This window comes from Micromonospora sp. NPDC005707, assembly GCF_040631005.1.
Taxonomy (GTDB): domain Bacteria; phylum Actinomycetota; class Actinomycetes; order Mycobacteriales; family Micromonosporaceae; genus Micromonospora.
Genome location: NZ_JBEXYR010000006.1, coordinates 91,519 through 117,134 on the forward strand (window position 1 = coordinate 91,519; position 25,616 = coordinate 117,134).

Genomic DNA, 25,616 nt, shown 5'->3' on the forward strand with positions numbered 1-25,616 from the left:
CTGCGGAGGTCTCCACGTGCGCGCCCGGATCTGGCTGGCCGCTTCGGCCGTACTGCTGACGGTCGGTTGCGCGAAGGAGGCCACGCCGGTGGCGGTGCCGGCGGCGGAGCCGAAGGCGGTCGAGGAGTCCGCCGCCTCGTCGGGCGGGGCGTGCCGGCTGCTCGACTTCGCGGTGATCGCCAAGCACACGGGCGGCACGTTCGACGTGGCCGCCGCCATGGACAAGGGCGACACGCACACGTGCGTGGTCCGGGCCGAGCAGGCCGTGCTGCCCGAGCTGACCCTCACGGTGACCGACACGTCGATCGACACGTCGACCTTCACCCTCGACGTGCTGCCCCGGGGCGCCAAGAAGGTCACCAAGCTCGGAAAGGTCGCCTACCGGCACACGCTGCCGAAGACCGCGAAGAACGGCCCGGTGGCGGAGGTGGGCTGGCTCGCGGGCGAGGGGCGGCTGGCCACGCTGCGGTGGACCAGCCCGCGCGGCACCGCCACGGCCGAGGCCGACAAGGTGACCGGCAGGCTGGTCGCCCTCGCCAAGGTGATCGACACCCGGCAGCTCTGACCGCCGGGCGGGACCGGGCGGGTCAGCGGGCCGCGACGAACACCCGTGAGGCCACCTCGCGGGGCAGCCGGACCCGGTCGCCGGAGCGGTCGATGGAGACGCCGTCGCGTTCCTGGGCCACGGTCACGGTCGCGCCCGGGTCGACGCCCGCCGCGTGCAGTTGCCGGAGGACGTCGGCGTCGGTCTGCACGCTCTCGCAGATCCGCCGCACCACGACCGGCCCGGACAGGCCCGGGAAGGCCAGGTTGCGCTCGCCCTCCGCGGTCTCGGCCTCGGGCAGGCCCGGGTCGCCCAGCTCCTCCAGGCCCGGGATCGGGTTGCCGTAGGGGGAGCGGCTCGGCCGGTTGAGCAGGTCGTAGACCCGCTTCTCCACCGCGTCGCTCATCACGTGCTCCCACCGGCAGGCCTCCTCGTGGGCCTCCTCGTAGGGCATCCCGATCACGTTCACGAGCAGCAGCTCGGCGAGCCGGTGCTTGCGCATGACCGAAACGGCCGAGGTGCGGCCCAGCGCCGTGAGCATCAGGTGGCGGTCGCCCTCGACGGTGAGCAGGCCGTCGCGCTCCATCCGGGCCACGGTCTGGCTGACGGTGGGACCGCTCTGCTTCAACCGCTCCGCGATGCGGGCACGCAGCGGCGGCACCCCCTCCTCTTCCAGCTCGAGGATGGTGCGCAGGTACATCTCGGTCGTATCGACCAGGTCATGCTTCACGTCAGCGGCCTCCCGGCGTTCGATGCTACCCCGGACCCCCGACGATCCACGGACGCCGAACCGGGAGGTCGCTGCCCGGATGGTGTTGACTGGACCGCATGTCCGGAACCGAAGACCTCCTCGTCGAGCCCGAGCGGCTCGCCGCCGAGCTCGATCGCGCCGATCCGCCCACCCTCCTGGACGTCCGCTGGCGGCTCGCCGGGCCGCCCGCCCGGGAGGACTACCAGGCCGGTCACCTGCCCGGCGCGGTCTTCGTCGACCTGGACACCGACCTCTGCGGCCGGCCGGGCGCCGCCGGCCGGCACCCGCTGCCCGACCCCGCCGCGCTCCAGGCCGCGCTGCGCGCCGCGGGCGTCCGAGCGGGCCGTTCCGTCGTGGTGTACGACGGCGGCGACGGCATGTCGGCCGCCCGCGCCTGGTGGACCCTGCGCTGGGCCGGCCACCGCGCGGTCCGGGTGCTGCACGGCGGCTTCCCGGCCTGGATCGCGGCCGGTGGACCGGTCTCGACCGAGGCCCCGGCGCCCGCGCCCGGGGACGTCACGGTCACCCCCGGCGAGCTGCCGGTGCTGGACGCGGGGGAGGCCGCCCGGCTGGCCGCCGCCGACGCCGGGGTGCTGCTCGACGTGCGGGCCGCCCCGCGCTACCGGGGCGAGACCGAGCCCGTCGACCCGGTCGCCGGGCACATCCCGGGCGCGGTCAACCTGCCCGCCCCGGAGTACGTCACCGAGGGGCGCTTCCCCGCCGCCGACGCGCTGCGCGAGCGGTTCGCGGCCGCCGGGGTGGCCGAGGGCACGCCGGTCGGCGCGTACTGCGGCTCGGGGGTGACCGCCGCCCAGGCGGTCCTGGCGCTGCACCTGGCCGGTCGCCCGGACGCCGCCCTGTACGTCGGCTCGTGGAGCAACTGGGTGGCCGACCCGGACCGTCCGGTCGCCACCGGGTAGACACCCGGCCGCTGCGCCGTGCGTGCGATGGGCCGGCCCCGGCCCGCGTGCGACGATGGCCCCATGGCCGACGACACGGTGGTGGTGTGGGACGAGGCCCTGCTCGGGTACGACATGGGTGACCATCCCCTCGACCCGGTGCGGGTCGAGCTGACCATGGCGCTCGCCCGCGAGCTGGGGGTGCTGGACCGGCCCGGGGTCCGGCTCGTGAAGCCGGAGCCGGCCGACGACGCGCTGCTGACCCGGGTGCACGACCCGCGCTACCTGGAGGCCGTGCGGGCCGCGCCCCGCGACCCGCTCTTCGCCGGCTTCGGCCTCGGCACCTCGGACAACCCCGTCTTCGACGGCATGCACGAGTCGAGCGCCCTGATCGCCGGGGCGAGCGTGGCCGCCGCCGAGGCGGTCTGGCGGGGCGAGGCCCGGCGGGCGGTCAACGTGGCCGGCGGGCTGCACCACGCCATGCCGGCCCGGGCCTCCGGGTTCTGCGTCTACAACGACCCGGCGGTGGCCATCGCCCGCCTGCTCGACCTGGGCGCGGAGCGCATCGCGTACGTGGACGTGGACGTGCACCACGGCGACGGGGTGCAGGAGATCTTCTACCGGGACCCGCGGGTGCTCACGGTCAGCCTGCACGAGACGCCGCTCGCCCTCTTCCCCGGCACCGGGTTCCCCGACGAGACGGGCGGCCCGGGCGCGGAGGGGTCGGCGGTCAACGTGCCGCTGCCGCCGGGGGTCGGCGACCCGGGCTGGCAGCGGGCGTTCCACGCGATCGTGCCGTCGGTGCTGCGGCGGTTCCGGCCGCAGGTGCTCGTCAGCCAGTGCGGGGCGGACGGGCACCGGCTGGATCCCCTCGCCGACCTGCACCTGTCCGTCGACGGGCAGCGGGCCACCTACCGGGCGCTGCGCGCGCTCGCCGACGAGCTCTGCGACGGCCGCTGGGTGGCCACCGGCGGCGGCGGGTACGCGCTGGTCGAGGTCGTGCCGCGGGCCTGGACGCACCTGCTCGCGGTGGCCACCGGTGAGCCGCTGGACCCGGCCACCCTCACCCCGCCGGGCTGGCGGGAGCTGGCGGCGCGACGGCGGCCCGGGCACGAGATCCCGCTGCGGATGACCGACGACGTCGACCCGTCGTACGAGCCGTGGCAGCCGAGCGGCGAGCCGACCGCCGTGGACCGGGCCATCGCGGCGACCCGCAAGGCGGTCTTCCCGCTGCACGGGCTCGACCCGCACGACCCGCGCGACTGATCCGGCGGTGGGGGAGGACCGACCGGTGACCACCGTCGAGCAACCGGTGGACGTGCTGCTCAGCGACGGCACGACCGTCCAGCTGCGGCAGATCCGCCCGGACGACGCCGCGGCCATCGTGGCCATGCACTCGCGCTTCTCCGAGCGCACCCGCTACCTGCGCTACTTCTCGCCGTACCCGCGCATCCCCGAGCGGGACCTGCAGCGGTTCGTGAACGTCGACCACCGCGACCGGGAGGCGTTCGTGGTGCTGGCCGGCGATCTGATCGTCGCCGTCGGCCGGTACGAGCGGCTCGGTCCCGGCTCGCCGGAGGCCGAGGTGGCGTTCGTGGTGGAGGACGCGTACCAGGGCCGGGGCATCGGCTCGGTGCTGCTGGAGCACCTGGCCGACGCGGCCCGGCGCTACGGCATCGTGCACTTCGTTGCCGAGGTGCTGCCGGCCAACGGGACGATGCTGCGGGTGTTCTCCGACTTCGGTTACCAGGTCCAGCGCCAGTTCGCCGACGGCGTGGTGCACCTGAACTTCCCGATCGCCCCCACCGAGGCGACCGTGGAGGTGCAGCGCGGCCGGGAGCACCGCACGGAGTCCCGCTCGATCGCCCGGCTGCTCGCCCCGCGCGGCATCGCCGTCTACGGCGCCAGCACCACCGGTCAGGGCGTCGGCGCGGCCCTGCTCGGGCACCTGCGCGACGGCGGGTTCACCGGCGCGATCGTCCCCGTGCACCCGACCGCGGCGACCGTGGCGGGGCTGCCCGCGTACCCGTCGGCGGTCGACGCCGGCGAGGACGTCGACCTGGCCGTGGTGGCCGTCGCGCCCGAGGCGATGACCGGGGTGGTCGCCGACGCCGCGCGGGCCGGCGCGCACGGGCTGGTGGTGATCTCCGCCGGGTTCGCCGAGTCCGGCCCGGCGGGGGCGGCCGCCCAGCGCGCCCTGGTCCGCGCCGCCCACCTGGCCGGCATGCGGGTGGTCGGCCCGAACTGCCTGGGCGTCGCCAACACCGACCCCGCGGTACGCCTCAACGCCACCCTCGCCCCGGTGCTGCCCGCCCCCGGCCGGGTCGGCGTGTTCAGCCAGTCCGGCGCGTTCGGGGTGGCCCTGCTTGCCGAGGCGTCCCGGCGGGGGCTCGGCCTGTCCAGCTTCGTCTCCGCCGGCAACCGGGCCGACGTCTCCGGCAACGACCTGCTCCAGTACTGGCAGGACGATCCGGGCACCGACGTCATCACGCTCTACCTGGAGACGTTCGGCAACCCGCGCAAGTTCGCCCGGCTGGCCCGGCGGATCGGCCGGAGCAAGCCGGTCGTGGCGCTCGCCTCGCTGGCCCGCCCGCCGGGGGTCGGCGACGCGCCGGCCCTGGACGCCGCCGCGGTGAGCGCCCTGTTCGCCCAGTCCGGTGTGATCCGGGTGGACACCGTCGCCGAGCTGCTCGACGTCGGCGTGCTCCTGGCCCACCAGCCGCTGCCGGCCGGCCGGCGGGTCGCCGTGGTCGGCAACGCCTCGGCGCTGACCGGGCTGGCCGCCACGGCCTGCGCGGCCCAGGGCCTCACCGTGGCCGACGGCTACCCGCACGACGTGGGCCCCCGGGCCACCGCCGCGCGGTACGCCGCCGCGCTCGCGGCGTCCGCCGCCGATGAGCGGGTGGACGCCGTGGTGGCGGTGTTCGCCCCGCCGCTGCCCGGCCAGCTCACCGACCCGGAGGCCGACTTCACCGCCGCCCTGCCCGACGCGCGGGCCACCGGCAAGCCGGTGGTGGCCACCTTCCTCGCCGGCCGGGTGCCCGCCGGGGTGCCCGCGTACCCGAGCGTGGAGGAGGCCGTCCGGGCCCTGGCCCGGGTCACCACGTACGCCGACTGGCTGCGCCGCCCGCCCGGCACGCTGCCCGAGCTGGACCGGCTGGACCGGGTGGCCGGTCAGGCCGCGCTGCGCCCGGACGGCGCCGATCCGGCGGCGCTGCTGCGGGCTTACGGGATCGACGTGGTGGAGTCGGCGCCGGCGCACTCGGCCGAGGAGGCGGTGGCGGCGGCGGAGCGGCTCGGGTGGCCCGTCGCACTGAAGGCGGCCGCCTCCGGACTGCGGCACCGCCTCGACCTGGGCGCGGTCCGGCTCGACCTGGCCGACGCCGCCGCGCTGCGCCGCGCGTACGCCGAGATGGCCCCGGTCTTCGGCGCGGACGTGCTGGTCCAGCCGATGGTCCCGCCCGGGGTGGCCTGCGTGGTGGAGCTGGTGGAGGACCCGGCGTTCGGGCCGGTGGTCGGCTTCGGCCTGGGCGGCGTGGCCACCGAACTGCTCGGCGACCGGGCGTGGCGGGCGGTGCCGCTGACCGACCGGGACGCCGCCGAGCTGGTCGACGAGCCCCGGGCCGCGCCGCTGCTGCGCGGCCACCGGGGCGCCGCGCCGGTGGACCGGGCCGCCCTGGTCGACCTGCTGCTGCGGGTCGGTCGGCTCGCCGACGAGCAGCCCCGCGTCCGGTCGCTCACCCTCAACCCGGTGCTGGCCCGGCCGGACGGCCTCGCGGTGCTGCACGCCACCGTCCGCACCGGCGCCGAGGCGCCCCGCCCGGACACCGGCCCGCGCCGGCTGTGAGGCTCAGCCCCGGCTGGAGATCTGCTGCACTTCCCAGGCGTTGCCGACCGGGTTCATCGTCCCAGGGTGACCGCCCGGGGGCCGCCGCTTCACGCGCGACAGGCCCCGGCGAACCGCCGGGGCCTGTCGGGTCGGTCCGGATCAGCAGGCGTACGCCTCCAGCCGGTTGGCCCGCTCCGGGTCACGCAGCTTCAGCAGCGTCACCTTCTCGATCTGCCGGATCCGCTCCCGGGACAGCCCGAACTCGCGGCCCACCTCGTCGAGGGTGCGCTGCCGGCCGTCGTCCAGGCCGAACCGCAGCCGGATGACCGCCTGCTCCCGCTGGGAGAGGGTGGCCAGCACGATGCGCACCTCGTTGCGGAGTTCGCCGTCGCCGGCGGCGTCACCCGGGTCGGCGTTGGGGTCCACGGCGGCCACGAAGTCGCCCAGCGCGCTCTCGCCGTCCTCGCCGACCGTCTGGTCCAGACTCACCGGCTCCCGGTCGTACGAGATCAGCTCGATCACCTGGTACTCCGGGACCTCCAGCGCGGTGGCCACCTCGGCGACGGTGGGTTCCCGGCCCAGCGTGACCGCCAGCTCGCGGCGGACCCGGACCATCCGGTTGACCTGCTCGACCATGTGCACCGGGATGCGGATGGTGCGGGCCTGGTCGGCCATGGCGCGGGTGATGGCCTGGCGGATCCACCAGGTGGCGTAGGTGGAGAACTTGTAGCCCTTGGTGTAGTCGAACTTCTCGACCGCGCGGATCAGGCCGAGGTTGCCCTCCTGGATGAGGTCGAGGAAGGCCATGCCGCGACCGGTGTAGCGCTTGGCGATGCTCACCACCAGCCGCAGGTTCGCCTCCAGCAGGTGGTCCTTGGCGGCGCGGCCCTCGGCCGCGATCAGCTCCAGGTCGGCGCGCAGTTCGCCCGAGACGGGGGTGCAGGTGGAGAGCTTCTCCTCGGCGAAGAGGCCGGCCTCGATCCGCTTGCTCAGCTCCACCTCCTGCGCCGCGGTGAGCAGCTTGGTGCGGCCGATGCCGTTCAGGTACGCCCGGACCAGATCCGTGGAGACGCCGCGCTCGTCGGTGGCGTCCAGGTCCGTCAGGGTGACGTCCATGTCCTGGTGCTCGATCATCTGCTGGGCCATCTCGATTTCTCCCCGTGTCCGTCGTGCCGTACCGGTTCCGTGCCGTCCGTTGCCGCAGTGGTGCCGGTGAGGAACAGCTTGGCGGGCGGGGCGTGAAACGGGAGTGAGGCGATCGGGGACCCGACAGCAATCCGGGCGGAACAGCGGCTGTGCCTTGCCGGGCCCGGTTACCGTGCCAGCGGCCGGCCAGCGAGGCGCGGCGACGCACAGGCGATCGGAGGACGTGGTGGTCTTCAAGCGGCTCATGCAGGCGATGGGTGTGGGTGGACCGTCGGTGGAGACGGTCCTGGCCAACCCGAACTGCCGCCCCGGCGGGCAGGTGGAGGGCCGCATCCAGGTGGTCGGCGGGGACCACCCGGTGGATGTGAGCTACGTCGCGCTCGGCCTGGTCACCCGGGTCGAGGTGGAGAGCGGCGACTCGGAGTACGACACCACGCAGGAGTTCGGCCGCGCCCAGGTGACCGGCCCGTTCCGGCTGGACCCGGGGCAGCGGTACGAGGTGCCGTTCCGCTTCCAGGTGCCCTGGGAGACGCCGCTCACCGACCTCTACGGCCAGCACCTGCACGGGATGACCATGGGCCTGCGCACCGAGCTGGAGGTGGCGCGGGCCGTCGACAAGGGCGACCTGGACGCCGTGGTGGTGCACCCGCTGCCCGCTCAGGAGCGGCTGCTGGAGGCGTTGCTGCGGTTGGGTTTCCGGTTCGCCCGGGCCGACGTCGAGCGCGGCCACCTCTACGGCGTACGGCAGAGTCTGCCGTTCTACCAGGAGATCGAGTTCCACCCGGCGCCGCAGTACGCACGCGCGATGAACCAGCTCGAACTGACCTTCGTCACCGACCCGCAGCAGGTGCACGTGGTGCTGGAGCTGGACAAGCGCGGCGGCCTGTTCACCGAGGGCCGCGACGCGTTCGGCCGCTTCACGGTCGACCACGCGACGGCGGACCGCACCGACTGGGCCGCCCAGCTCGACGGCTGGCTGCGCCAGTCGCTGTCCCGCCGCGGCCTCTTCTTCTGATCGCCAGGGGCGAGTTACAGGTCCAGGAGGAGGGTGCGGGGGCCCACGTTGACGCTCTCCACCAGCATGTGGGTGCGGAAGCGGCCGGTCTCGACCTTGGCGCCGCGCTGGCGTAGCTCTCCCACCACCGCCTCCACCAGGGGTTCCGCGAGTTCCGCGGGGGCGGCGGCCGTCCAGCTGGGCCGCCGGCCCTTGCGGGCGTCGCCGTAGAGGGTGAACTGGCTGACCACCAGGATCGGCGCCCCGGTGTCGGCGGCGCTGCGCTCGTCGTCCAGGATGCGCAGCTCGTGGACCTTGCGGGCCATGGCGGCCGCCACCTGCGGGGTGTCGGTGTGGGTCACGCCGAGCAGCACCAGCAGCCCGTCGTTGATCGCACCGACCACCTCGCCGTCGACCGTCACGGCGGCCCGGCCCACCGTCTGCACCACCGCCCGCATCAGTCCGCCACCGGCTCGATCAGGCCGCGCTCGACCAGGTGCGCCACGATGGGCCCGGCCGCCTCGGCCAGCTCGTCCGGCGCGACGTCGTGCGCGGCGGCGAGCAGGGCGAGCTGGTCGCGCAGCGGCAGCCGGCCGTCCGCGCCGCCGACCAGGGCGAGCACCAGCGGGTCGATCTCCTCGGACCAGCGCAGCCCGTGCGGCATGGCGAGGACCTGCCGGTCCACGGCCCAGCCGTCGGCGCCCATGGTGGCCTCCTGGCGCAGCTGGAGCCCGTCGGCGGCCCGGTAGCGGGCGGCCAGCAGGCCGTCGGTGTCCCGGGCGCGCAGCCAGTTCTGGCGGTCGAACCACTCGCCCACCCGGTCGCCCAGCGGCGGCTCCACCCGCTGGCGCAGGTCCTCCACCCGGACGACCGGCTCGTCGTGGCCGGCGCGGCGCAGCGAGACGATGCCGAACCCGACCGCCTCCACCTTGTGCGCGTCGAACCAGTCCAGCCAGGCCGCCATCCGCTGCGGGTCGGCCGTCTCGCCGACGTCGGTGAGCCACAGGTTGACGTACGCCATCGGGTCGGCCACCTCACGCTGGATCACCCAGGCGTCCAGCCCGGTGCCGGCGAACCAGCCGGTCACCCGCTCGGCCCAGTCCTCGCCGGTGACGTGCACCCAGTTGGCCAGGTACTGCATCGTCCCGCCCTCGGTGAGCAGGTGCGGGGCGGCGGCGGCCAGCTCGGCGCCGACGGCGTCGCCGACCCGGCCGGAGTCGCGGTAGACGTGCGTGGTGGTGCCGGGCCCGACCACGAACGGCGGGTTGCTGACCACCAGGTCGAACCGGCGGCCGGCCACCGGGGCGACCAGGTCGCCGCGGAGCAGCTCCCAGTCCTGCCCGTTCAGGGCGGCGGTGGTGGCGGCGAAGCGCAGCGCCCGTTCGGAGACGTCGGTGGCGGTGATCCGGCGGGCGTGGGTGGACAGGTGCAGGGCCTGGACGCCCGAGCCGGTGCCGAGGTCCAGCGCGGTGTCCACGGGCCGGCGCACGGTCGCGCCGATCAGCGTCTGGGTGGCCCCGCCGATGCCCAGCACGTGCTCGGCGTGCAGCGGGCGGCCGGGGCGGGCGCTGGCCGGCACGTCGGCGAGCACGAACCAGTCGTCCCCGTACGGCTCCAGGTCGACCCCGGCGCGCAGGCCGTCGCCGTGCCGCTCGACCACGCCCCCGGCCAGTGCCTCCTCGACGGTCAACGGGGCGAGCGCGGCGGCCACCGCCGGCTCCGGCTCGGTCTGGTCGCAGATGTAGACCCGGATGAGCGTGGCGAGCGGGTCGCGGTCCTCGGTGGCGCGCAGCGCGGCCCGGAAGTCGTTGCGGGCCACCGCGCCGGTGGCCTGCGCGCCCAGCCGGTCGGCGATGCCGTTGGCGGTGAAGCGCGCCCGGGTCAGCGCGGTGCGCAGCGCGTCGACGCCGGCGGGGGAGAGCAGCATGTCGTGACGGTCCACGTCGTCATCCTGCCTCCCCGGGCCGCTCTCCCGGCCGGCACCCGGCAGATCCATACCGCCAGCTCAGGGTATCGGCTGTTATCTCTTTCATGTTCATCAATGTCTGGCTACCATCTGCCCCAACATCCGCCGATGGGCGTCCCGGTGGCCGAGAGCCCGGGCGCGCCCGGTAGGGAGCCAGACGATGTCCGACGTGTCCGTTCCCCGGCGACGCGCGCTGCGCGCGCTCGCCGTCACGGCCGCCGCCGCGGCCCTCGCCGCCGCCGCCTCCACCCCCGCCCTCGCCGCACCCACCGGCGACGTCCGCTACGCCTCCGCCCCCGACGCCATCAGCGGCAGCTACCTCGTGGTGCTGAAGGGCGACGCGGTCGGGGCCGCGAACAGCCTCGCCGCCCGCACCGCCGTGCCGGACCGCGCCGCCGGCCTGGCCAAGCGTTACGGCGGCAGCGTCGGCACGGTGTGGAGCGCCGCCCTCACCGGCTACAGCGCGAAGCTGAGCCCCGCCCAGGCCCGCCGGCTGGCCGCCGACCCGGCCGTCGCGTACGTCGAGCAGGACCGGGTGGTCACCACCCAGGCCACCCAGACCAACCCGCCGTCCTGGGGCCTGGACCGGATCGACCAGCGCAACCTGCCGCTGAACGCCAGCTACACCTACCCGAACACGGCCTCGAACGTCCGGGCGTACATCATCGACACCGGCATCCGGACCACCCACACCGACTTCGGTGGCCGGGCCACCTGGGGCACCAACACGGTCGACAGCAACAACACCGACTGCAACGGCCACGGCACCCACGTCGCCGGCACCGTCGGCGGCACCCGGTACGGCGTGGCCAAGGGCGTCCGCCTCGTCGCGGTCAAGGTGCTCAACTGCTCCGGCAGCGGCAGCACCACCGGCGTGGTGAGCGGCATCAACTGGGTCACCTCGAACGCCGTGAAGCCGGCCGTGGCCAACATGAGCCTCGGCGGCGGCGCCAGCAGCTCGATCGACAACGCGGTGACCAACTCGGTCAACTCCGGCGTCACGTACGCGGTCGCGGCCGGCAACTCCACCGCCAACGCCTGCAACTCCTCGCCGGCCCGCGCCGCGGCCGCGATCACCGTCGGCTCCACCACCAGCAGCGACGCGCGCTCGTCCTTCTCCAACTACGGCTCCTGCGTGGACATCTTCGCCCCCGGGTCGAGCATCGTCTCCGCGTACCGGACCAGCGACACCGCCAGCAGCACGCTGAGCGGCACCTCGATGGCGTCGCCGCACGTGGCCGGCGCCGCCGCGCTCGTGCTCGGCGCCAACCCGTCGTACACCCCGGCGCAGGTGACCAGCTACCTGACCACCAACGCCACCACCGGCAAGGTGACCAACCCCGGCTCGGGCTCGCCGAACCGCCTGCTCTTCGTCGTCAACTGACGACTCTCGCGGCGGCACGGCCCGGTGGACCCCACCCCTGTCCATCGGGCCGTGCCGCGCCCGCCGCGGGGAGTCGGCGTGGCAGGCGGCGGCACGCGGGGCAGGATGGGGGGCATGACGCTCTCGCTGCCCATCGACCCGCAGGCCAACGAGCTGCTGGCGCGCAGCCCGCTGGCCCTGCTCCTCGGCATGGTGCTGGACCAGCAGGTGCCGATGGAGAAGGCGTTCTCCTCCCCGTACGTGCTGGCGCAGCGGCTCGGCCACGAGCCGGACGCCCGGGAGCTGGCCGAGTACTCGCCGGAGGGCCTGGTCGAGCTGTTCGCCACCCCGCCGGCCCTGCACCGGTTCCCCAAGGCCATGGCGGCCCGGGTGCAGGAGGTCTGCCGCGCCCTCGTCGAGCGCTACGACGGCGACCCGGCCCGGCTCTGGTCGGAGGCGGCCGACGGCCGGGACCTGCTGCGCCGGGTCGGCGAGCTGCCCGGCTTCGGCCGGCAGAAGGCGCAGATCTTCGTGGCCCTGCTGGGCAAGCGGTTCGGGATCACCCCGGACGGCTGGCGCGAGGCGGCCGGCGGTTACGGCGACGCCGACGCGTACCGGTCGGTGGCCGACGTGACCGATCCCGAGTCGCTGCGCCGCGTCCGGGAGTTCAAGCAGCGGATGAAGGCGGAGGCGAAGGCCGCCAAGGGCTGACGCGACCCGCCGCGCAACCGGTGCGGCGCCCCGGTCGTTGGGAGCCAGGACGGCGGACGGGGGTGACACGGTGGAGGAACGCGGCGCGGCGCTGCTGCGCCCGCCGGGGAGCGCCGCGCGTGCCACCTTCCTGGAGCTCTTCTTCGACCTGGTCTTCGTCTTCGCGCTGACCCGGGTCTCCCAGCGGCTGATCAACGGCCTGCCGGCCACCGGGTGGGCGCTGGCCGCCACGGTCGGCCGTACCGTGCTGCTCTTCCTGGTGTTGTGGCTGATCTGGACGATCACCGTCTGGGTGACCAGCCGGTACGAGCCCGAGCAGACGGTCATCCAGGCCGTCGTGGTCGGCACCATGTTCGCGAGCCTGGTGATGGGGGTGACGCTGCCGCGGGCCCTGGAGGAGCGCGCGCTGCCGTTCGCCCTCGCGTACCTGGCGGTGATGCTCGGCCGGCCGCTCATCATCGCCGCCGCGCTGCGGGGCCACCCGCGGCGGCTGGTGCCGCTCCGGCTGGCCGCCTGGGCGGCGGCGACCGCGCCGCTCTGGCTGGCCGGGGCGCTCGGCCCGGACGACCTGCGCCTGCCGCTCTGGGCCCTCGCGCTGATCGTCGACTACGCCGCCCTGTTCGCGGGGTGGCCGCTGCCCCGGATCGGGTCCGCGCCGATCGGCGCCTGGCAGATCGCCGGGGAGCACCTGGCCGAGCGCTACCAGCAGATCTTCCTCATCGCGCTCGGGGAGTCCATCCTCGTCATCGGGGTGACCTACAGCGGCGAGAAATTCTCGGGGGAGGGCGCGGGCGCCTTCGCGGTCGCCTTCGTCACCACCGCGCTGCTCTGGCGGATCTACTTCCACCGGGCCGGGCACCTGCTGGCCGAGGCGCTGCGGCTGGCGCCCGTGCCGGGCCGGCTCGGCACGTCGGCCACGATCACCCACCTGGTCATGGTGCTCGGCGTGCTCACCGCGGCGGTCGGCTACGAGGTGGCCATCGCCGATCCGTTCCACCGGTCCGACGCGGCCCTGCTGCTCTTCGTGGTGGGCGGGCCGCTGCTCTTCCTGGCCGGCCGGGCCCGCTTCGAGTACGAGATCTTCGCCCGCGTCTCGCTGCCCCGGATACTCGGCGCGGCCGCGCTGCTCCTGCTCGCGCCCCTGCTGGCGCACGGACCGGCCGTGCGGGCCCTGTCGCTGGTGGCCGCCGTGCTGGCCGTGGTGGCGCTGGCGGACGCGCGGCGCAGCCGGGGTCACCCGCCGGAGATGTCGGCCTCCCCGCTCGGGCGGAAGGGGCCGGAGACCAGCGGCCCGGAGGCGTGACGCTCAGGCGGCGGTGGGTCGGGACAGCGCGGCCAGGGCCCGGCGCACGTCGGCCAGGGAGACCGTGGCCGAGTCATCGAGGTCGGCAAGACCCGCCTCGATCCACTGGCGCATGAGCGTGGTCACCCCGATGCCGCGCGTCTCGGCGGCCGCCCGGACCCGCTCGTACGTCTCCAGCGGGAGGCGCACCGAGCGGCTGACCATCGGCACGTCGGTGTCGGGGGTGGGCAGCTCCGCGGGCTGCGTCTCGTCGATCAGGTCGGCGAGCGCGTCGCTGCCGTCGTGGAACCGCTTGGTCGCCTCGTTACGGTGCATCGTGACCGCCTCCTCGTCGGCGTGACCTCCGCACCGCGTCGTCGTAGCGCTTGGCCTCGACGTCGCTCAGTTCGCGGGCGGAGAGGATGTCCCAGTCGTTGTCGCTGCCGTCGGCCTCGGCCAGCAGCACCGCGAGGCGTCGACCCCGGTGGTCGGTCGCGTAGACCACCATGACGTCGTCGCCGAGGTGCCGGATGACCCGCCGCGTGCTGTGCAGGGCCTCCCAGACTTCCCCGGGCGTGACGTCGTAGACCCGCAGGTTGGCCAACGCCTCGTCGGTGAAGCTGAACCGGTTGCCCACGGGGCGAGCGTACCACGCACGTAACACGCGCCGCCCTTGTCACGATTTTCGCCGATCAACCGTCGAGGGTGACAGGATGAGTCGTAATCCCCTCGAGGAGGTCCGTGGTGAAGCGTCAGGCGTATCAGCCGATCCTGATCACCGACGCCTCGCGCAGCCAGGACGACCAGCTCACCAGCCGGCAGAAGCGCTACGTGCTGATGATGGGAATCCGGGTCGTGTGCCTGGTGATCGGTGCGGTTCTGATGGGCGTGCATGCACCGCTGCTCTGGCTCTGGCTGCCGCTCTGCGGCCTCGGGATGGTGCTCATCCCGTGGTTGGCCGTGCTGCTGGCCAACGACCGCCCGCCCAAGGAGGAGCACCGGCTGGCCGGCAGGTTCCAGCCCCGCCACCGCGACGACACCCCGCCCATGGCGCTGTCCGCCGAGGAACGCCCGCACAAGGTCATCGACGCCGAGCCGTGACCGGCCCGGGCGCTCGCCGCCCGGACCGGTCCGCCGTCAGGGCTGGGGCCGCGCGCCGACGGTGGTAACCGCCAGCGCGCCCAGATCGCCGGCCCGGGCCAGCGCCGCGCGCGGGTCCGCGCCGGCCAGCCAGGCGGTGAGCAGGCCGGCGGCGAAGGCGTCGCCCGCCCCGGTCACGTCCACCACGGCCACCCCGGGCGCCGGGGCCGTCTCGACCAGCCCGGTCCGGTCCACCCAGACCGCGCCGGCCGCACCCCGCTTCACCACCACCCGGTGGGCCACCGAGGTCAGCGCCCGGGCCTGCGCCGCCGGGTCCAGCCCGCCGGCCAGCACCGTCGCCTCGTCCGTGTTGACCAGCAGCAGGTCGACGTCGCGTACCCAGGTCAGGAACGCGGTCCCGACCCGCCGCAGCGGGGCCGCGGAGGCCGCGTCGACGCTGGTGGTGAGCCCGCGCTCGCGGGCGGCGGCCAGCGCGCGCAGGCCCGCGCCGCGCGACCCGACGTCCAGCAGGGTGTACGCGGACAGGTGCAGATGCCCGGCGTCGGGCGCCGCCGCGACGGTGCGGTCGACGTGACCGCTGGTCAGCCGCAGGTTCGCCCCGCGCTGGCTGACCATGGTCCGCTCCCCGTCGTGGGTGAGCACGATGACCGTGCCGGTGGGGTAGCCCTCGTGGCGCTCCACGGCACAGGTCACCCCGACCCGCTCCAGTTCGGCGACCCGCTCGCGGCCCGTCTCGTCGTCGCCGACCGCGGCGACCAGCGTGACGGCCGCCCCCTGGCCGGCGAGCCAGGCCGCGGTGTTGGCCGCCTGGCCGCCGCCGCTGAACCGGATCCCGGCCGCGGTGTCCGAGCCGGTGGCGAGGGGACCGGACAGCACCGCGAGCACGTCGGTGATGACGTCGCCGACGACGAGGATGCGGGGGGCGGGGCTCATGCCGGGGTGGCGGTGGGGCGGGCCGCCGCGGCGACCGCGATCCGGGCCGCCAGGTCGGCGTTGCGCAGGATGATCCGCACGTTCACGGCCAGGCTGGCGCCCTCGGTGGCGGAGTGGAAGTGGGCCAGCAGGAACGGGGTCACCGCCTTGCCGGTCACGCCGTCGCGGGCCAGCATGGCCAGCCCCGTGGCCAGGGTGCGGTCGTGCAGCGCGGGGTCGAGCTGCTCGTCCACCGGCAGCGGGTTCGCCACGATCAGCCCGCCGGAGTGCACGCCCTGCTCCCGGCGGGCGGCCAGCACGTCGGCCGCCTGCTCCGGCGACTCCACCGACCAGTCCAGGTCGTGGCCCGCGTCGGTGAGGTAGAAGCCGGGGAAGCGGCGGGTGCGGTAGCCCACCACGCTCACCCCGAGGGTTTCCAGCCGTTCCAGGGTGGCGCCCACGTCGAGGATCGACTTCACCCCGGCGCAGACCACCGCGATCGGCGTCCGGGCCAGGGTGACCAGGTCGGCGGACTCGTCGAAGGTCTGCGCGGCCTCCCGGTGCACCCCGCCCAGGCCGCCGGTGGCGAAGACGCCGATCCCGGCCGCCGCGGCCACCGCGCTGGTCGCCGCCACGGTGGTGGCGCCGTCCGCGCCGGTGGCCGCCGCCACGGCGAGGTCACGCACCGAGAGCTTGCTCACCCCGTCGACCGTGGCGAGCCGGGTGAGCTGGGCGTCGTCCAGCCCCACGATCAGCTCACCGGCGACCATGCCGATGGTGGCCGGAACGGCTCCCGCGTCCCGGACCGCCTGCTCGATCTGACGCGCGACGTGAAGATTGTCCGGTCGGGGCAGGCCGTGCGAGACGATGGTGCTCTCCAGGGCGACGACCGGACGCCCGTCGCGCAGGGCGTCGGCCACCTCGGTGCCGAGACTGATGTGAAAGTTGGTCACTTCGGCTACGGTACGGGCCGCCTCCGGCGCGGGCCCAGGTGGACCGGGCCGGATCGACCTGCAAAACTGGACCGTTGGAGGTGTAGTCGTGAGTACAGAGGTTCTCGAGCGTCCCGAGCTGAAGGACGCCGACACCGGCCCGGAGATGTTCCACTACGTCCGCAAGGAGAAGATCGCGGAGAGTGCCGTCATGGGCACCTACGTGGTGGCCCTCTGCGGCGAGACCTTCCCGGTCACCAAGGCCGCCAAGCCCGGTTCCCCGGTCTGCCCGAAGTGCAAGGAGATCTACGACTCGTACAGCGAGTGATCCCGGGCGGCCGTTCCGGCCGCCCGCGTAACCTGCGGCGGTGACCACCTCCACCGCCCTGCTCTTCGCCGACCTCACCGGCGTGGCGGTCTTCGCGGCCTCCGGCGCCTCCGCGGCGGTGGCCAAACGGCTCGACCTCTTCGGGGTGGTCTTCGTCGGCGTCGTCGCCGCCCTCGGCGGCGGGATCTTCCGCGACCTGGTCATCGACGAGGTGCCGCCGCTCGCCTTCGCCGACTGGCGGTACGCGGTCACCGCGGCGGTCACCGCCGCCGCCGTCTTCTGGCTGCACCCCCAGTTCGCCCGGCTGCGCACCACCGTGCTGGTGCTCGACGCGGCCGGTCTCGCCCTGTTCACCGTCACCGGCACGCTCAAGGCCATCGACGCCCACGTGCCGGCCGTCGGCGCGTGCATGATCGGCGTGCTCACGGCGATCGGCGGTGGGCTGGGCCGCGACCTGCTCACCGGCGAGATCCCGGTGGTGCTGCGCCGGGAGATCTACGCCGTGGCCGCGCTCGCCGGGTCGATCGCGGTGGCGCTGCTGTCGGCGTACGGCGCGGCGACCGCGGTGCCGCTGACCGCCGCGGCCGTCTTCGTCTTCGCGCTGCGCCTGGTGTCGCTGCGGCGGCGCTGGTCCGCCCCGGTGCCGACGATGCGGCCGCCGCGCACCGGCACCCGGGGACCACAGCGCTGAGCCCGGCCGCAGCGGGGTGGGCGGATGTGACCAGCGTGGCGTCGAGTGGGGCGGAACGCCCCCGCTGGTTATGCTGAGTCGGCCTTCGCGGCACCGGATGCGCGAGGGCCTTTTCATGGGCGGCGGCACCCGTGGCCCTCAGCCGGGGTCCGCCGTCGTGCGGTCGGAGAGGAGCCACGCGTGCCACCGCGGTTGCCGGCGCTCGACACGTTCCCGCCCCTGCGTGCCTGGCAGCGCAAGGCGATGGTGGAGTACCTGCGCCGCCGCACCGACGACTTCACGGCGGTCGCCACGCCCGGCGCCGGCAAGACCACCTTCGCCCTCCGGATCGCCGCCGAGCTGCTGAACGACGGCACCGTCGAGGCGGTCACCGTGGTCGCGCCGACCGAGCACCTGAAGACCCAGTGGGCCGAGTCCGCCGCCCGGGTCGGCATCCAGCTCGACGCCGCCTTCCGCAACGCCGACCTGCACTCCGCGGCCGACTTCCACGGCGCGGTCGTCACGTACGCCCAGGTCGGCATGGCGCCGCAGGTGCACCGGCGGCGCACCATGACCCGGCGCACCCTCGTGATCCTCGACGAGATCCACCACGCCGGTGACTCGCGGACCTGGGGCGACGGCGTCAAGGCGGCCTTCGAGCCCGCGGTACGCCGGCTGATGCTCACCGGCACGCCGTTCCGCTCCGACGACAACCCGATCCCGTTCGTCAGCTACGAGCGGGGCGGGGACGGGCTGCTCCGCTCCCGCGCCGACTCGGTCTACGGCTACTCCGACGCGCTGCGCGAGGGCGTGGTCCGGCCGGTGCTCTTCCTGGCGTACTCGGGGGAGACCCGGTGGCGCACCAACGCCGGCGAGGAGCTGGCCGCCCGGTTGGGCGAGCCGATGACCCAGGACCTCATCGCGCAGGCCTGGCGTACCGCGCTGGACCCGGCGGGCGACTGGATGCCGCAGGTGCTGCGGGCCGCCGACGCCCGGCTCACCGTGCTGCGCAACAACGGCATGCCCGACGCCGGCGGTCTGGTGATCGCCAGCGACCAGCAGGTGGCCCGCTCGTACGCCAAGCTGCTGGAGCAGGTGACCGGTGAGAAGGCCGCCGTGGTGCTCTCCGACGACCAGGGCGCCTCCGCGCGGATCGCGACGTTCGCGGCCTCCGAACAGCGCTGGCTCGTCGCGGTGCGGATGGTGTCCGAGGGCGTCGACATCCCCCGGCTGGCCGTCGGCGTCTACGCGACCAGCGCCAGCACGCCGCTCTACTTCGCGCAGGCCATCGGCCGGTTCGTCCGGGCCCGCCGGCCCGGCGAGACCGCCTCGGTCTTCCTGCCCAGCGTGCCGCACCTGCTCGGCCTGGCCAGCGAGATGGAGGCCGAGCGGGACCACGTGCTGGGCAAGCCGAAGGACTCCGACGGCCTCGACGACGACCTGCTGGAGCGTGCCCAGCGGGACGACCAGGCCAGCGGTGAGCTGGAGAAGCGGTTCGCCGCGCTCTCCGCGACGGCCGAGCTGGACCAGGTGATCTTCGACGGCGCCTCCTTCGGCACCGCCGCGCAGGCGGGCACCCCGGAGGAGGAGGAATACCTCGGCCTGCCCGGGCTCCTCACCGCCGACCAGGTGTCGATGCTGCTCACCAAGCGGCAGGCCGAGCAGCTCGCCGCGCAGCGGCGCCGGGCCACCCAGCGGACCGCTGAGCCGGCCTCTGCGGCCCCGGCGGCGGCCCCGCCCCCGATGAGTGCCGCCCAGCGCCGGGTGGCCCTCCGGCGCCAGCTGAACGCTCTGGTGGCGGCCCGCCACCACCGCACCGGCCTGCCGCACGGGAAGATCCACGCCGAGCTGCGCCGCCTCTGCGGCGGCCCGCCCAGCGCCCAGGCGACCATCGAGCAACTGGAAGAACGCATAGCCACGGTCCAGACCCTCTGAACCACCCGTCCCCGCCCTCCCCGCCCCTCACCCGCTCCGGGTGATCATGAGGTTAGCGGCGATGTGGATCTCTGGAACTGCCGCCAACTTCATGATCAACGGGGTGGGGCGGGTGGGTGGGGTGGGTGGGTACGCAAAAGCCGGCCGGAGGTCCCCAGGGACCTCCGGCCGGCTTTATGTCGCGTTGCGGATTCCTCGTACTCAGTTCGCCATCAGATCGGCGCCACGCCAGCTGAACTCCGGGTCCGACGCGTAGCGCACGGTGATCTTCACGAGATCCTCCGCGTACTTGTTCGCGTGGTGCCCACAGAACACCAGCTCACTCCCACCCGCCAGAGTGATCCGGAGCTTGCCGGCAGCATTGCAGCGGTCGCACCGTTCATCGGCGGCCGGGGGGCTCACCGTCTCGGGCGGCGGCGTGAGGGTCGGGGTCATCGCCTTCCTCCTCTGGTCGTCACCGATGAACACTCTCTTCGGTTGCTCACCTATCGTGCAACACCCTTCTCGGGCCCTGCCTTCCCTGTGTGCCCGTCGGGGACGGAGGTCACACCTGGCGTGGAAGACAGTGTGCCGTGCACCAAGGGTGCCACGTCAACGATCACAAACGGGCAACCGTGAGGTCACCGCTGAGTGTTCTACGGCTGGTGATCAAACCGACACGTCTGGTTGACGCGTGCCGGTCAGTCCAGGTAGTCGCGGAGCACCTGGGAACGCGAGGGGTGCCGCAACTTGGACATGGTCTTGGATTCGATCTGCCGGATGCGCTCCCGGGTCACCCCGTACACCTGGCCGATCTCGTCCAGGGTGCGCGGCTGGCCGTCGGTGAGGCCGAAGCGCAGGCGTACCACGCCCGCCTCGCGCTCGGACAGCGTCTGGAGGACCTGCTGGAGCTGGTCCTGCAGCAGCGAGAACGACACCGCGTCGACCGCGACGACGGCCTCGGAGTCCTCGATGAAGTCACCGAGCTGGCTGTCACCCTCGTCACCGATGGTCTGGTCGAGCGAGATGGGCTCCCGGGCGTACTGCTGGATCTCCAGCACCTTCTCCGGTGTGATGTCCATCTCCTTCGCCAGCTCCTCCGGGGTGGGCTCGCGGCCCAGGTCCTGGAGCAGCTCGCGCTGGATCCGACCGAGCTTGTTGATCACCTCGACCATGTGCACCGGGATGCGGATGGTGCGGGCCTGGTCGGCCATGGCGCGGGTGATGGCCTGGCGGATCCACCAGGTGGCGTAGGTGGAGAACTTGTAGCCCTTGGTGTAGTCGAACTTCTCGACCGCGCGGATCAGGCCGAGGTTGCCCTCCTGGATGAGGTCGAGGAAGGCCATGCCGCGACCGGTGTAGCGCTTGGCCAGCGAGACGACCAGCCGGAGGTTGGCCTCCAGCAGGTGGTTCTTGGCCCGCTCGCCGTCGCGCGAGATCCACATCAGGTCGCGCTGCATGTCGCGGGTGAGCTTCTCCTCGCCCTCGTCGGCGGCGCGCAGCCGCTCGGCGGCGTAGAGGCCGGCCTCGATCCGCTTGGCGAGCTCGACCTCCTGCTCGGCATTGAGCAGCGGCACCTTGCCGATCTGCTTCAGGTACGCCCGCACGGAGTCGGCGGAGGCGGTCAGCTCGGCGTCCCGGCGCGCCTGCTTGAGCGCCTCGGACTCCTCGTCGTCCCACTCGAAGTCGTTGTCCGTGGCGGAGCTGGCCGCGTCGGCCTCGGCGGCCTGGGTCAGCTCGGCCGGCTCCTCGACCACCACGTCCTCGATCTCGGCGGCCAGTTCCTCCGGCGAGATCTCGCCCTCGGCGCCCTCGCCCTTCGCGCCGTCCTTGGCCGGCTTCGCCGCCGCGTTCTTGGCGGCCACGGTGGCCTTGGTGGCGCGGGTGGTCTTGGTGGCCTTCGCCGGGGCGGCGGCCTTGGCGGCCACCTCGGCGGTGGTGCCGGCCGCCTTGCGTGCCGTCGCCTTCCGCGGTGCGGGAGCCGGGGACTCCTCGGCGGCCGGGGCCTGCTTCGGGGCGGGCGCGGCGGCCTTCTTCGTGGTCTTGGCCGTGGTGGCCCGGGAGGCCGGGGTCGCGGACCGGGCGGCGGCCACCCGGCGGCGGGTGCTCGCGGAGCCGTCCACGACCACCGTCACGCCCGCCTCGGAGAGCGCACGGAGGATCTTCTTGGCCTGGGCCGGGGTCACCTCAGCGGACTCGACGGTGCGCGCGAGCTGGGCCGACGTGAGCTGGCCGCCGGCGCTCTGCGCGTGGGCGATCAGGGTGTCGGTGAGCGAGCGAACGTCGGCGCCGGGCTGGCGGGGTTCTGTCACGAATGACCTTCCGGAGGCGAAGAGCGAGCACGGCCGGGTCGTCCGGCACGGCAAGGAACGCGGTGTCGGGCGATGTCGTTGAGGGACCCCCGTGTCCCGGGCCGGGCGGTCGCTGGCGGTCCGTGGCGCGTGGGCAGGGTGAATTGTAACGCCGTCTGCCGCGATCATCCCGCGCCGCACGGCGGACCGGCCGTATGGACCACCGATTAGGCGCAGTTGTGGACTTTGTAAGGATGATACCCGCGCGCGAACCGGCCGGTCCGGATCGTGCCGGAAGGGGACGAACATGATCGCCTCGGCGCCCACGCCGCAGGAACTGCTCACGATCGCCGTCGAGGTGGCGCGCGACGCCGCGGCCACCGCGCACCGGATGCGGGCCGAGGGGGTGTCGGTCGCCGCGACCAAGAGCACCGTCACCGACGTGGTCACGGCCGCCGATCGGGCGGTGGAGCGGCAGGTGCTGGAGGCGCTGCGGACGCTGCGCCCCGGCGACGCGGTGCTGGGCGAGGAGTACGGCGCGGAGGAGACCGGCCCGGCCGCCGAGGACGGGGTGCGCTGGGTCGTCGACCCCATCGACGGCACCGTCAACTATCTCTACGGGCTGCCGTACTGCGCGGTGTCCCTGGCCGCCGAGGTGGCCGGCGAGGTCGTCGCCGGCGTGGTGCGCAACGTGGCCACCGGCGAGGAGTGGACCGCCACCGCGGGCGGCGGCGCGTGGCGGGACGGACAGCGGCTGAGCTGCTCCGCCGAGACCGACCTCGGGCAGGCGCTGATCGCGACCGGGTTCGGCTACGACGCCGGGCGCCGGGCGCACCAGGCCCGGGTGGTCGCCGAGCTGATCCCGCAGGTGCGGGACATCCGCCGGATGGGCGCCGCCGCGCTCGACCTCTGCCTGGCCGCCGAGGGCCGGGTGGACGCCTACTACGAGAAGGGGCTGGCCGCGTGGGACCTCGCCGCGGGCGGGCTGGTCGCGCGGGAGGCCGGGCTGCTGGTGACCGGGCTGTCGGGCCGGCCGGCCGGTCCGGACCTGGTGCTCGCCGCGCCGCCGGCGCTGTACGAGCCGCTGCACACCCGGCTCGCCGCCCTGGACGCCTCCGGCGGCCCGTGACCGGTCCCACGCATACGAAAGGGTGGCCGCCCCGCCGGGGTGACCACCCTTTTCGTGACGGCGGCTACTTCACCGGGCCCGGGCAGGTGCCGGTCGGCGCCTGCGGAGAGCCGAGGTCGCCCAGGGACTGGTTGACCTCGGTGGTGGTGGCCAACTGCTGGAAGCCGTTGCCGAGGATCACGTCGACCGTGTCGTCCTTGCGCTTCAGGTCGGGTTCCAGCTTGGCGTTGTTGAGGAAGTAGGCGCGCAGCAGGTGCGCGGAGCCGACGCCCTTGGGGCCGTACCGCAGCACCGCCACGTCGTCCACGGCCTTGGGGGCGTTGCCCTCCTTCTTGACCTGGAACTTGCGGTTGCGGAAGTCGTCCGCGACGCCGCCGGCCAGCCCGATCTCGTCGGTGCCGTTGTAGACGTTGATCTTCACGTCCTTCTGCTCGCGCAGGCGCAGGTCGGCCACCGGCCAGCCCTCGGGGCAGTCCTCGGCGGTGGCCGCCGTGCCCTGGGTGTCGCGGACCAGCGTGACGATGACGAAGACCAGGGCGATGACCGCCAGCAGTCCGACGACAACGAGTGCCCGCACTCGCGCAAAACTCATTCTGGGCGCTCCCGGACGGTGATGGGTGGCGGCGGCCGCCGGCGGTCGGTCCGCCCCGCCGGCCGTCGAGTACGCCGCTGAGGTTAACGCTTGTCCGGCCGTCGCGTGGAAACAGTCCGACATGCCGGCGCGCCACCGGGGGAACGGGTACTACTACCCCTATCTTCGTGTCGCCTGAGTCACATTGGGAACAACTTCGGGCGCAGGGGCGTACATCTCTGCCACGAGGGCGGTATACATGCCTCGCCCAAAGGGGGGGTAAGGTTCCGCGCTCGCTGGGGGAGTTCCTTCCTGGCGGTCCCGGCCCACGACGGTCGGGTCGGGTGACCGACACATTTTGGTGGCCGGCCAGCGGAACCGAAACAGCGTCGTCCGGCGTTACAACCGGAAGCGACCATATCGATATGGGAGAGTGAAACCGATGGCCACCGACTACGACGCCCCGCGTCGCGACGAGGTCGACCTCGGCGAGGACAGCCTGGAAGAGCTCAAGGCCCGGCGCGTCGACACACAGTCGGGCGCCGTGGACGTCGACGAGGCCGAGGTGGCCGAGAGCTTCGAGCTGCCCGGCGCCGACCTGGCCGACGAGGAGCTCACGGTCAAGGTGCTACCGATGCAGCAGGACGAGTTCCGGTGCGCCCGCTGCTTCCTGGTCCACCACCGCAGCCAGCTGGCGGTCGAGCGCAATGGCGAGCTGATCTGCCGCGAGTGCGTCTGACCCCGACCCGAGACACCGGCGGCGGCCTCCTCGACGGGGCCGCCGCTTATCGAGCCGCCGTGCGGCGGTGGCCGGAAGCTGCTTGACTCGTACCGGCGGGGGTGACGCCGCGCGGAGCAGGAGGGCGGACGGGTGAGCGAGCGCAGCGAGCGGGCCGACGGGCCGGGCGCCGGCGACAGCGGCGCCGACCGGCCGACCGAGGAGACGCCTTCCACCGACCCCGCCCCGCCCGGGGCGGAGGCCGACCAGCTCGGCGCGACCGTCGCCGCGCTCACCGCCGACGATCTCCCACCGGCCCGCCGCCGGCAGCTGCTCACCCGGCTGGTCGGCCAGGCCCGCGCCCGCGGCCTCACCGACCTGTTCAAGCCGAAGGCCGCCGTCCGCTGGATGGCGGACACCGTCGCCGAGGTCGCCCCGCACGTGCCGATCCGCGACCTGGCCACGCTCCGGAGGCACTTCCCCGGTCTGGACGACGAGGCCATCGCCGACCGGCTGATCCGCAACGCCTCCCGGGCCACCGCCGGTGTCGGCGCGGCCGGCGGAGGCGTGGCCGCGGTCGAATGGGCCGTCACACCGACCCTGCTCTCCGCACCGGTGCTGCTGGCCGCCGAGACGGTCGCCGTCGTGGCGATCGAGCTGAAGCTCATCGGCGAGCTGCACGAGGTGCACCGGTTGCCGCTGCCCGCCGGTGGCGCCCAGCGGGCCGTGTCGCTGGTGCAGTCCTGGGCCACCCAGCGGGGGGTCAACCCGATGATGCCGGGGGTCGGGGTCAGCGCCGTGCTGGGCACCGCCGCCCGCCGCGAGTTGCGGGACAGCCTGCTGCGCCGCTTCGGCCGCAACCTCACCACGCTCGGCCCGTTCCTGACCGGCGCCGCCGTGGCCGGCTACCTCAACCGGCGGGCCACCCGCTCCCTCGGCGACCAGCTCCGCAAGGACCTCCGCCACCAGGCCCGCGCGCTGCCCGGCACGCACTCCTGAGCCGGGGGGCCGCCGGGCGGCTCAGGCGGCGTCGCGGGCGGCGATCAGGGCTGCGGCCAGCTCGACCGGGCGGCGGGAGCTGACCACCCAGAACGGGGTGGGGTCGTCGGGGTCGTCCAGCACCACCTGCACCGCGCCGCCGACCCAGGGGCGCTGCACCACGAAGGCGAGCGGGTCGGCGCCGACGCCGAGCACCTCGCGCCGGCCGGCCGCGTCCAGCGGCACCGCGTCCGCGACGTGGCGCACCGGCAGGTGCGCGTCGTCGACCCGCAGCTCCCCGGCCCGCACCGTGACCCGGATCCGGCCCAGCCACCACAGCGTGGCCGCGGCCGCCGGGAGCAGCAGCACGAACGGCAGCCAGGCCCGGACGCCGGTCGCGCCCATCCACAGCTCGGCGGCGAGCAGCCCGGCGAAGACCAGGCCGATCGGCCAGGCCCACCAGGGCAACCGGAGGCGCTCCGAGTAGTCCGGAGCGGCGGCCACCGGGGCGGCCGAGGATGACGACTGACGCACACTCCGAGGGTACGGCGCGCGGGTGGCCGCCGAACCGGCAGGATGGCAGGGTC

The 25,616-nt window shown here is 74.2% G+C and carries 26 protein-coding genes and 1 pseudogene; 15 read left to right on the plus strand and 12 right to left on the minus strand.

The window, feature by feature from the left end; all coding sequences use genetic code 11:
* Positions 1-16 precede the first annotated feature (16 nt).
* On the plus strand, positions 17-565 hold the full coding sequence (locus tag ABZ452_RS13345; RefSeq protein ID WP_357942171.1) for a hypothetical protein: 549 nt from the start codon (positions 17-19) through the stop codon (positions 563-565).
* 22 nt (positions 566-587) lie between these two features.
* Here the strand turns inward: ABZ452_RS13345 and ABZ452_RS13350 are convergent, their stop codons facing one another.
* Positions 588-1,274 carry a metal-dependent transcriptional regulator gene (locus ABZ452_RS13350; protein ID WP_357942173.1) on the minus strand — a complete coding sequence of 229 codons (687 nt, stop codon included), beginning with the start codon at positions 1,272-1,274 and terminating at the stop codon, positions 588-590.
* 98 nt (positions 1,275-1,372) lie between these two features.
* Between ABZ452_RS13350 and ABZ452_RS13355 the strand changes: the two genes are divergently transcribed.
* From ABZ452_RS13355 to ABZ452_RS13365, 3 genes are all read left to right on the plus strand, one after another.
* The gene (locus ABZ452_RS13355; protein WP_357942175.1) at positions 1,373-2,215 is read left to right on the plus strand and encodes a sulfurtransferase; all 843 of its coding nucleotides are present in this window, start codon (positions 1,373-1,375) and stop codon (positions 2,213-2,215) included.
* Between the two features lie 63 nt (positions 2,216-2,278).
* Complete coding sequence (locus ABZ452_RS13360) at positions 2,279-3,460, plus strand: acetoin utilization protein AcuC (protein WP_357942177.1); 1,182 nt, start codon at positions 2,279-2,281, stop codon at positions 3,458-3,460.
* Between the two features lie 25 nt (positions 3,461-3,485).
* Positions 3,486-6,041, plus strand: coding sequence for a GNAT family N-acetyltransferase (locus tag ABZ452_RS13365; RefSeq protein ID WP_357942179.1), 2,556 nt, complete (start codon positions 3,486-3,488; stop codon positions 6,039-6,041).
* Positions 6,042-6,182: 141 nt separating this feature from the next.
* Here ABZ452_RS13365 and sigB read toward each other — a convergent pair whose 3' ends face one another.
* A complete protein-coding gene (gene sigB, locus ABZ452_RS13370) occupies positions 6,183-7,169 on the minus strand; it encodes an RNA polymerase sigma factor SigB (protein ID WP_357942181.1) in 987 nt (328 codons plus the stop codon).
* A gap of 226 nt (positions 7,170-7,395) precedes the next feature.
* Between sigB and ABZ452_RS13375 the strand changes: the two genes are divergently transcribed.
* Positions 7,396-8,184: a sporulation protein gene (locus ABZ452_RS13375; RefSeq protein ID WP_357942183.1), complete on the plus strand. Its 789-nt coding sequence runs from the start codon at positions 7,396-7,398 to the stop codon at positions 8,182-8,184.
* A 14-nt stretch (positions 8,185-8,198) separates the two neighbouring features.
* Here ABZ452_RS13375 and dtd read toward each other — a convergent pair whose 3' ends face one another.
* A complete protein-coding gene (gene dtd, locus ABZ452_RS13380) occupies positions 8,199-8,621 on the minus strand; it encodes a D-aminoacyl-tRNA deacylase (RefSeq protein ID WP_357942185.1) in 423 nt (140 codons plus the stop codon).
* The gene (locus ABZ452_RS13385; RefSeq protein WP_357942187.1) at positions 8,621-10,105 is read right to left on the minus strand and encodes a methyltransferase; all 1,485 of its coding nucleotides are present in this window, start codon (positions 10,103-10,105) and stop codon (positions 8,621-8,623) included. Before ABZ452_RS13385 ends, dtd begins: the two co-directional genes overlap by 1 nt.
* 217 nt (positions 10,106-10,322) lie before the next feature.
* On the opposite strand from ABZ452_RS13385, the pseudogene ABZ452_RS13390 reads away from it, so the two are divergent.
* From ABZ452_RS13390 to ABZ452_RS13400, 3 genes and pseudogenes are all read left to right on the plus strand, one after another.
* Positions 10,323-11,504: pseudogene (locus ABZ452_RS13390) on the plus strand (S8 family peptidase); the annotation flags it as partial.
* Positions 11,505-11,618: 114 nt separating this feature from the next.
* Entirely contained in the window at positions 11,619-12,203 is a 585-nt protein-coding gene (locus tag ABZ452_RS13395) for an HhH-GPD-type base excision DNA repair protein (RefSeq protein WP_357942189.1), read from the plus strand.
* Between the two features lie 70 nt (positions 12,204-12,273).
* Positions 12,274-13,506 (plus strand): low temperature requirement protein A, encoded by a 1,233-nt coding sequence (locus ABZ452_RS13400; protein WP_357942191.1) that lies wholly within the window; start codon positions 12,274-12,276, stop codon positions 13,504-13,506.
* A 3-nt stretch (positions 13,507-13,509) separates the two neighbouring features.
* Here ABZ452_RS13400 and ABZ452_RS13405 read toward each other — a convergent pair whose 3' ends face one another.
* Together ABZ452_RS13405 and ABZ452_RS13410 are read right to left on the minus strand one after the other, a co-directional pair.
* Positions 13,510-13,821 (minus strand): hypothetical protein, encoded by a 312-nt coding sequence (locus ABZ452_RS13405; protein ID WP_357942193.1) that lies wholly within the window; start codon positions 13,819-13,821, stop codon positions 13,510-13,512.
* Positions 13,811-14,122 carry a hypothetical protein gene (locus ABZ452_RS13410; protein WP_212837393.1) on the minus strand — a complete coding sequence of 104 codons (312 nt, stop codon included), beginning with the start codon at positions 14,120-14,122 and terminating at the stop codon, positions 13,811-13,813. Before ABZ452_RS13410 ends, ABZ452_RS13405 begins: the two co-directional genes overlap by 11 nt.
* Before the next feature lie 107 nt (positions 14,123-14,229).
* Here ABZ452_RS13410 and ABZ452_RS13415 point away from each other — a divergent pair, with 107 nt between their 5' ends.
* Positions 14,230-14,586: a DUF3099 domain-containing protein gene (locus tag ABZ452_RS13415; protein WP_357942195.1), complete on the plus strand. Its 357-nt coding sequence runs from the start codon at positions 14,230-14,232 to the stop codon at positions 14,584-14,586.
* Positions 14,587-14,622: 36 nt separating this feature from the next.
* Here ABZ452_RS13415 and ABZ452_RS13420 read toward each other — a convergent pair whose 3' ends face one another.
* Both ABZ452_RS13420 and ABZ452_RS13425 read right to left on the minus strand, forming a co-directional pair.
* Entirely contained in the window at positions 14,623-15,519 is an 897-nt protein-coding gene (locus ABZ452_RS13420; RefSeq protein ID WP_357942197.1) for a PfkB family carbohydrate kinase, read from the minus strand.
* A complete protein-coding gene (locus ABZ452_RS13425) occupies positions 15,516-16,451 on the minus strand; it encodes a pseudouridine-5'-phosphate glycosidase (protein ID WP_357942199.1) in 936 nt (311 codons plus the stop codon). Before ABZ452_RS13425 ends, ABZ452_RS13420 begins: the two co-directional genes overlap by 4 nt.
* Before the next feature lie 88 nt (positions 16,452-16,539).
* On the opposite strand from ABZ452_RS13425, the gene ABZ452_RS13430 reads away from it, so the two are divergent.
* The 3 genes from ABZ452_RS13430 (at position 16,540) to ABZ452_RS13440 (ending at position 19,363) form a co-directional block, all read left to right on the plus strand.
* Complete coding sequence (locus ABZ452_RS13430) at positions 16,540-16,758, plus strand: DUF3039 domain-containing protein (RefSeq protein WP_091579574.1); 219 nt, start codon at positions 16,540-16,542, stop codon at positions 16,756-16,758.
* Positions 16,759-16,798: 40 nt separating this feature from the next.
* Positions 16,799-17,449, plus strand: a complete 651-nt coding sequence (locus ABZ452_RS13435) for a TRIC cation channel family protein (protein WP_357942201.1) — start codon at positions 16,799-16,801, stop codon at positions 17,447-17,449.
* Positions 17,450-17,629: 180 nt separating this feature from the next.
* A complete protein-coding gene (locus ABZ452_RS13440; RefSeq protein WP_357942204.1) occupies positions 17,630-19,363 on the plus strand; it encodes a DEAD/DEAH box helicase in 1,734 nt (577 codons plus the stop codon).
* Positions 19,364-19,564: 201 nt separating this feature from the next.
* Here ABZ452_RS13440 and ABZ452_RS13445 read toward each other — a convergent pair whose 3' ends face one another.
* Positions 19,565-19,798, minus strand: a complete 234-nt coding sequence (locus ABZ452_RS13445; RefSeq protein ID WP_013284786.1) for a hypothetical protein — start codon at positions 19,796-19,798, stop codon at positions 19,565-19,567.
* 245 nt (positions 19,799-20,043) lie between these two features.
* Positions 20,044-21,654 (minus strand): RNA polymerase sigma factor, encoded by a 1,611-nt coding sequence (locus tag ABZ452_RS13450; RefSeq protein WP_357942206.1) that lies wholly within the window; start codon positions 21,652-21,654, stop codon positions 20,044-20,046.
* Positions 21,655-21,940: 286 nt separating this feature from the next.
* On the opposite strand from ABZ452_RS13450, the gene ABZ452_RS13455 reads away from it, so the two are divergent.
* Positions 21,941-22,762, plus strand: a complete 822-nt coding sequence (locus tag ABZ452_RS13455) for an inositol monophosphatase family protein (RefSeq protein ID WP_357942208.1) — start codon at positions 21,941-21,943, stop codon at positions 22,760-22,762.
* 64 nt (positions 22,763-22,826) lie between these two features.
* Here the strand turns inward: ABZ452_RS13455 and ABZ452_RS13460 are convergent, their stop codons facing one another.
* Positions 22,827-23,339: a LytR C-terminal domain-containing protein gene (locus tag ABZ452_RS13460; protein WP_357942810.1), complete on the minus strand. Its 513-nt coding sequence runs from the start codon at positions 23,337-23,339 to the stop codon at positions 22,827-22,829.
* A 436-nt stretch (positions 23,340-23,775) separates the two neighbouring features.
* On the opposite strand from ABZ452_RS13460, the gene ABZ452_RS13465 reads away from it, so the two are divergent.
* Together ABZ452_RS13465 and ABZ452_RS13470 are read left to right on the plus strand one after the other, a co-directional pair.
* Positions 23,776-24,072: a DUF4193 domain-containing protein gene (locus tag ABZ452_RS13465; RefSeq protein WP_091269374.1), complete on the plus strand. Its 297-nt coding sequence runs from the start codon at positions 23,776-23,778 to the stop codon at positions 24,070-24,072.
* Positions 24,073-24,204: 132 nt separating this feature from the next.
* Positions 24,205-25,050, plus strand: a complete 846-nt coding sequence (locus ABZ452_RS13470; RefSeq protein ID WP_357942210.1) for a hypothetical protein — start codon at positions 24,205-24,207, stop codon at positions 25,048-25,050.
* 21 nt (positions 25,051-25,071) lie between these two features.
* Here the strand turns inward: ABZ452_RS13470 and ABZ452_RS13475 are convergent, their stop codons facing one another.
* Positions 25,072-25,563 (minus strand): DUF3093 domain-containing protein, encoded by a 492-nt coding sequence (locus tag ABZ452_RS13475; RefSeq protein ID WP_357942212.1) that lies wholly within the window; start codon positions 25,561-25,563, stop codon positions 25,072-25,074.
* Positions 25,564-25,616 lie beyond the last annotated feature (53 nt).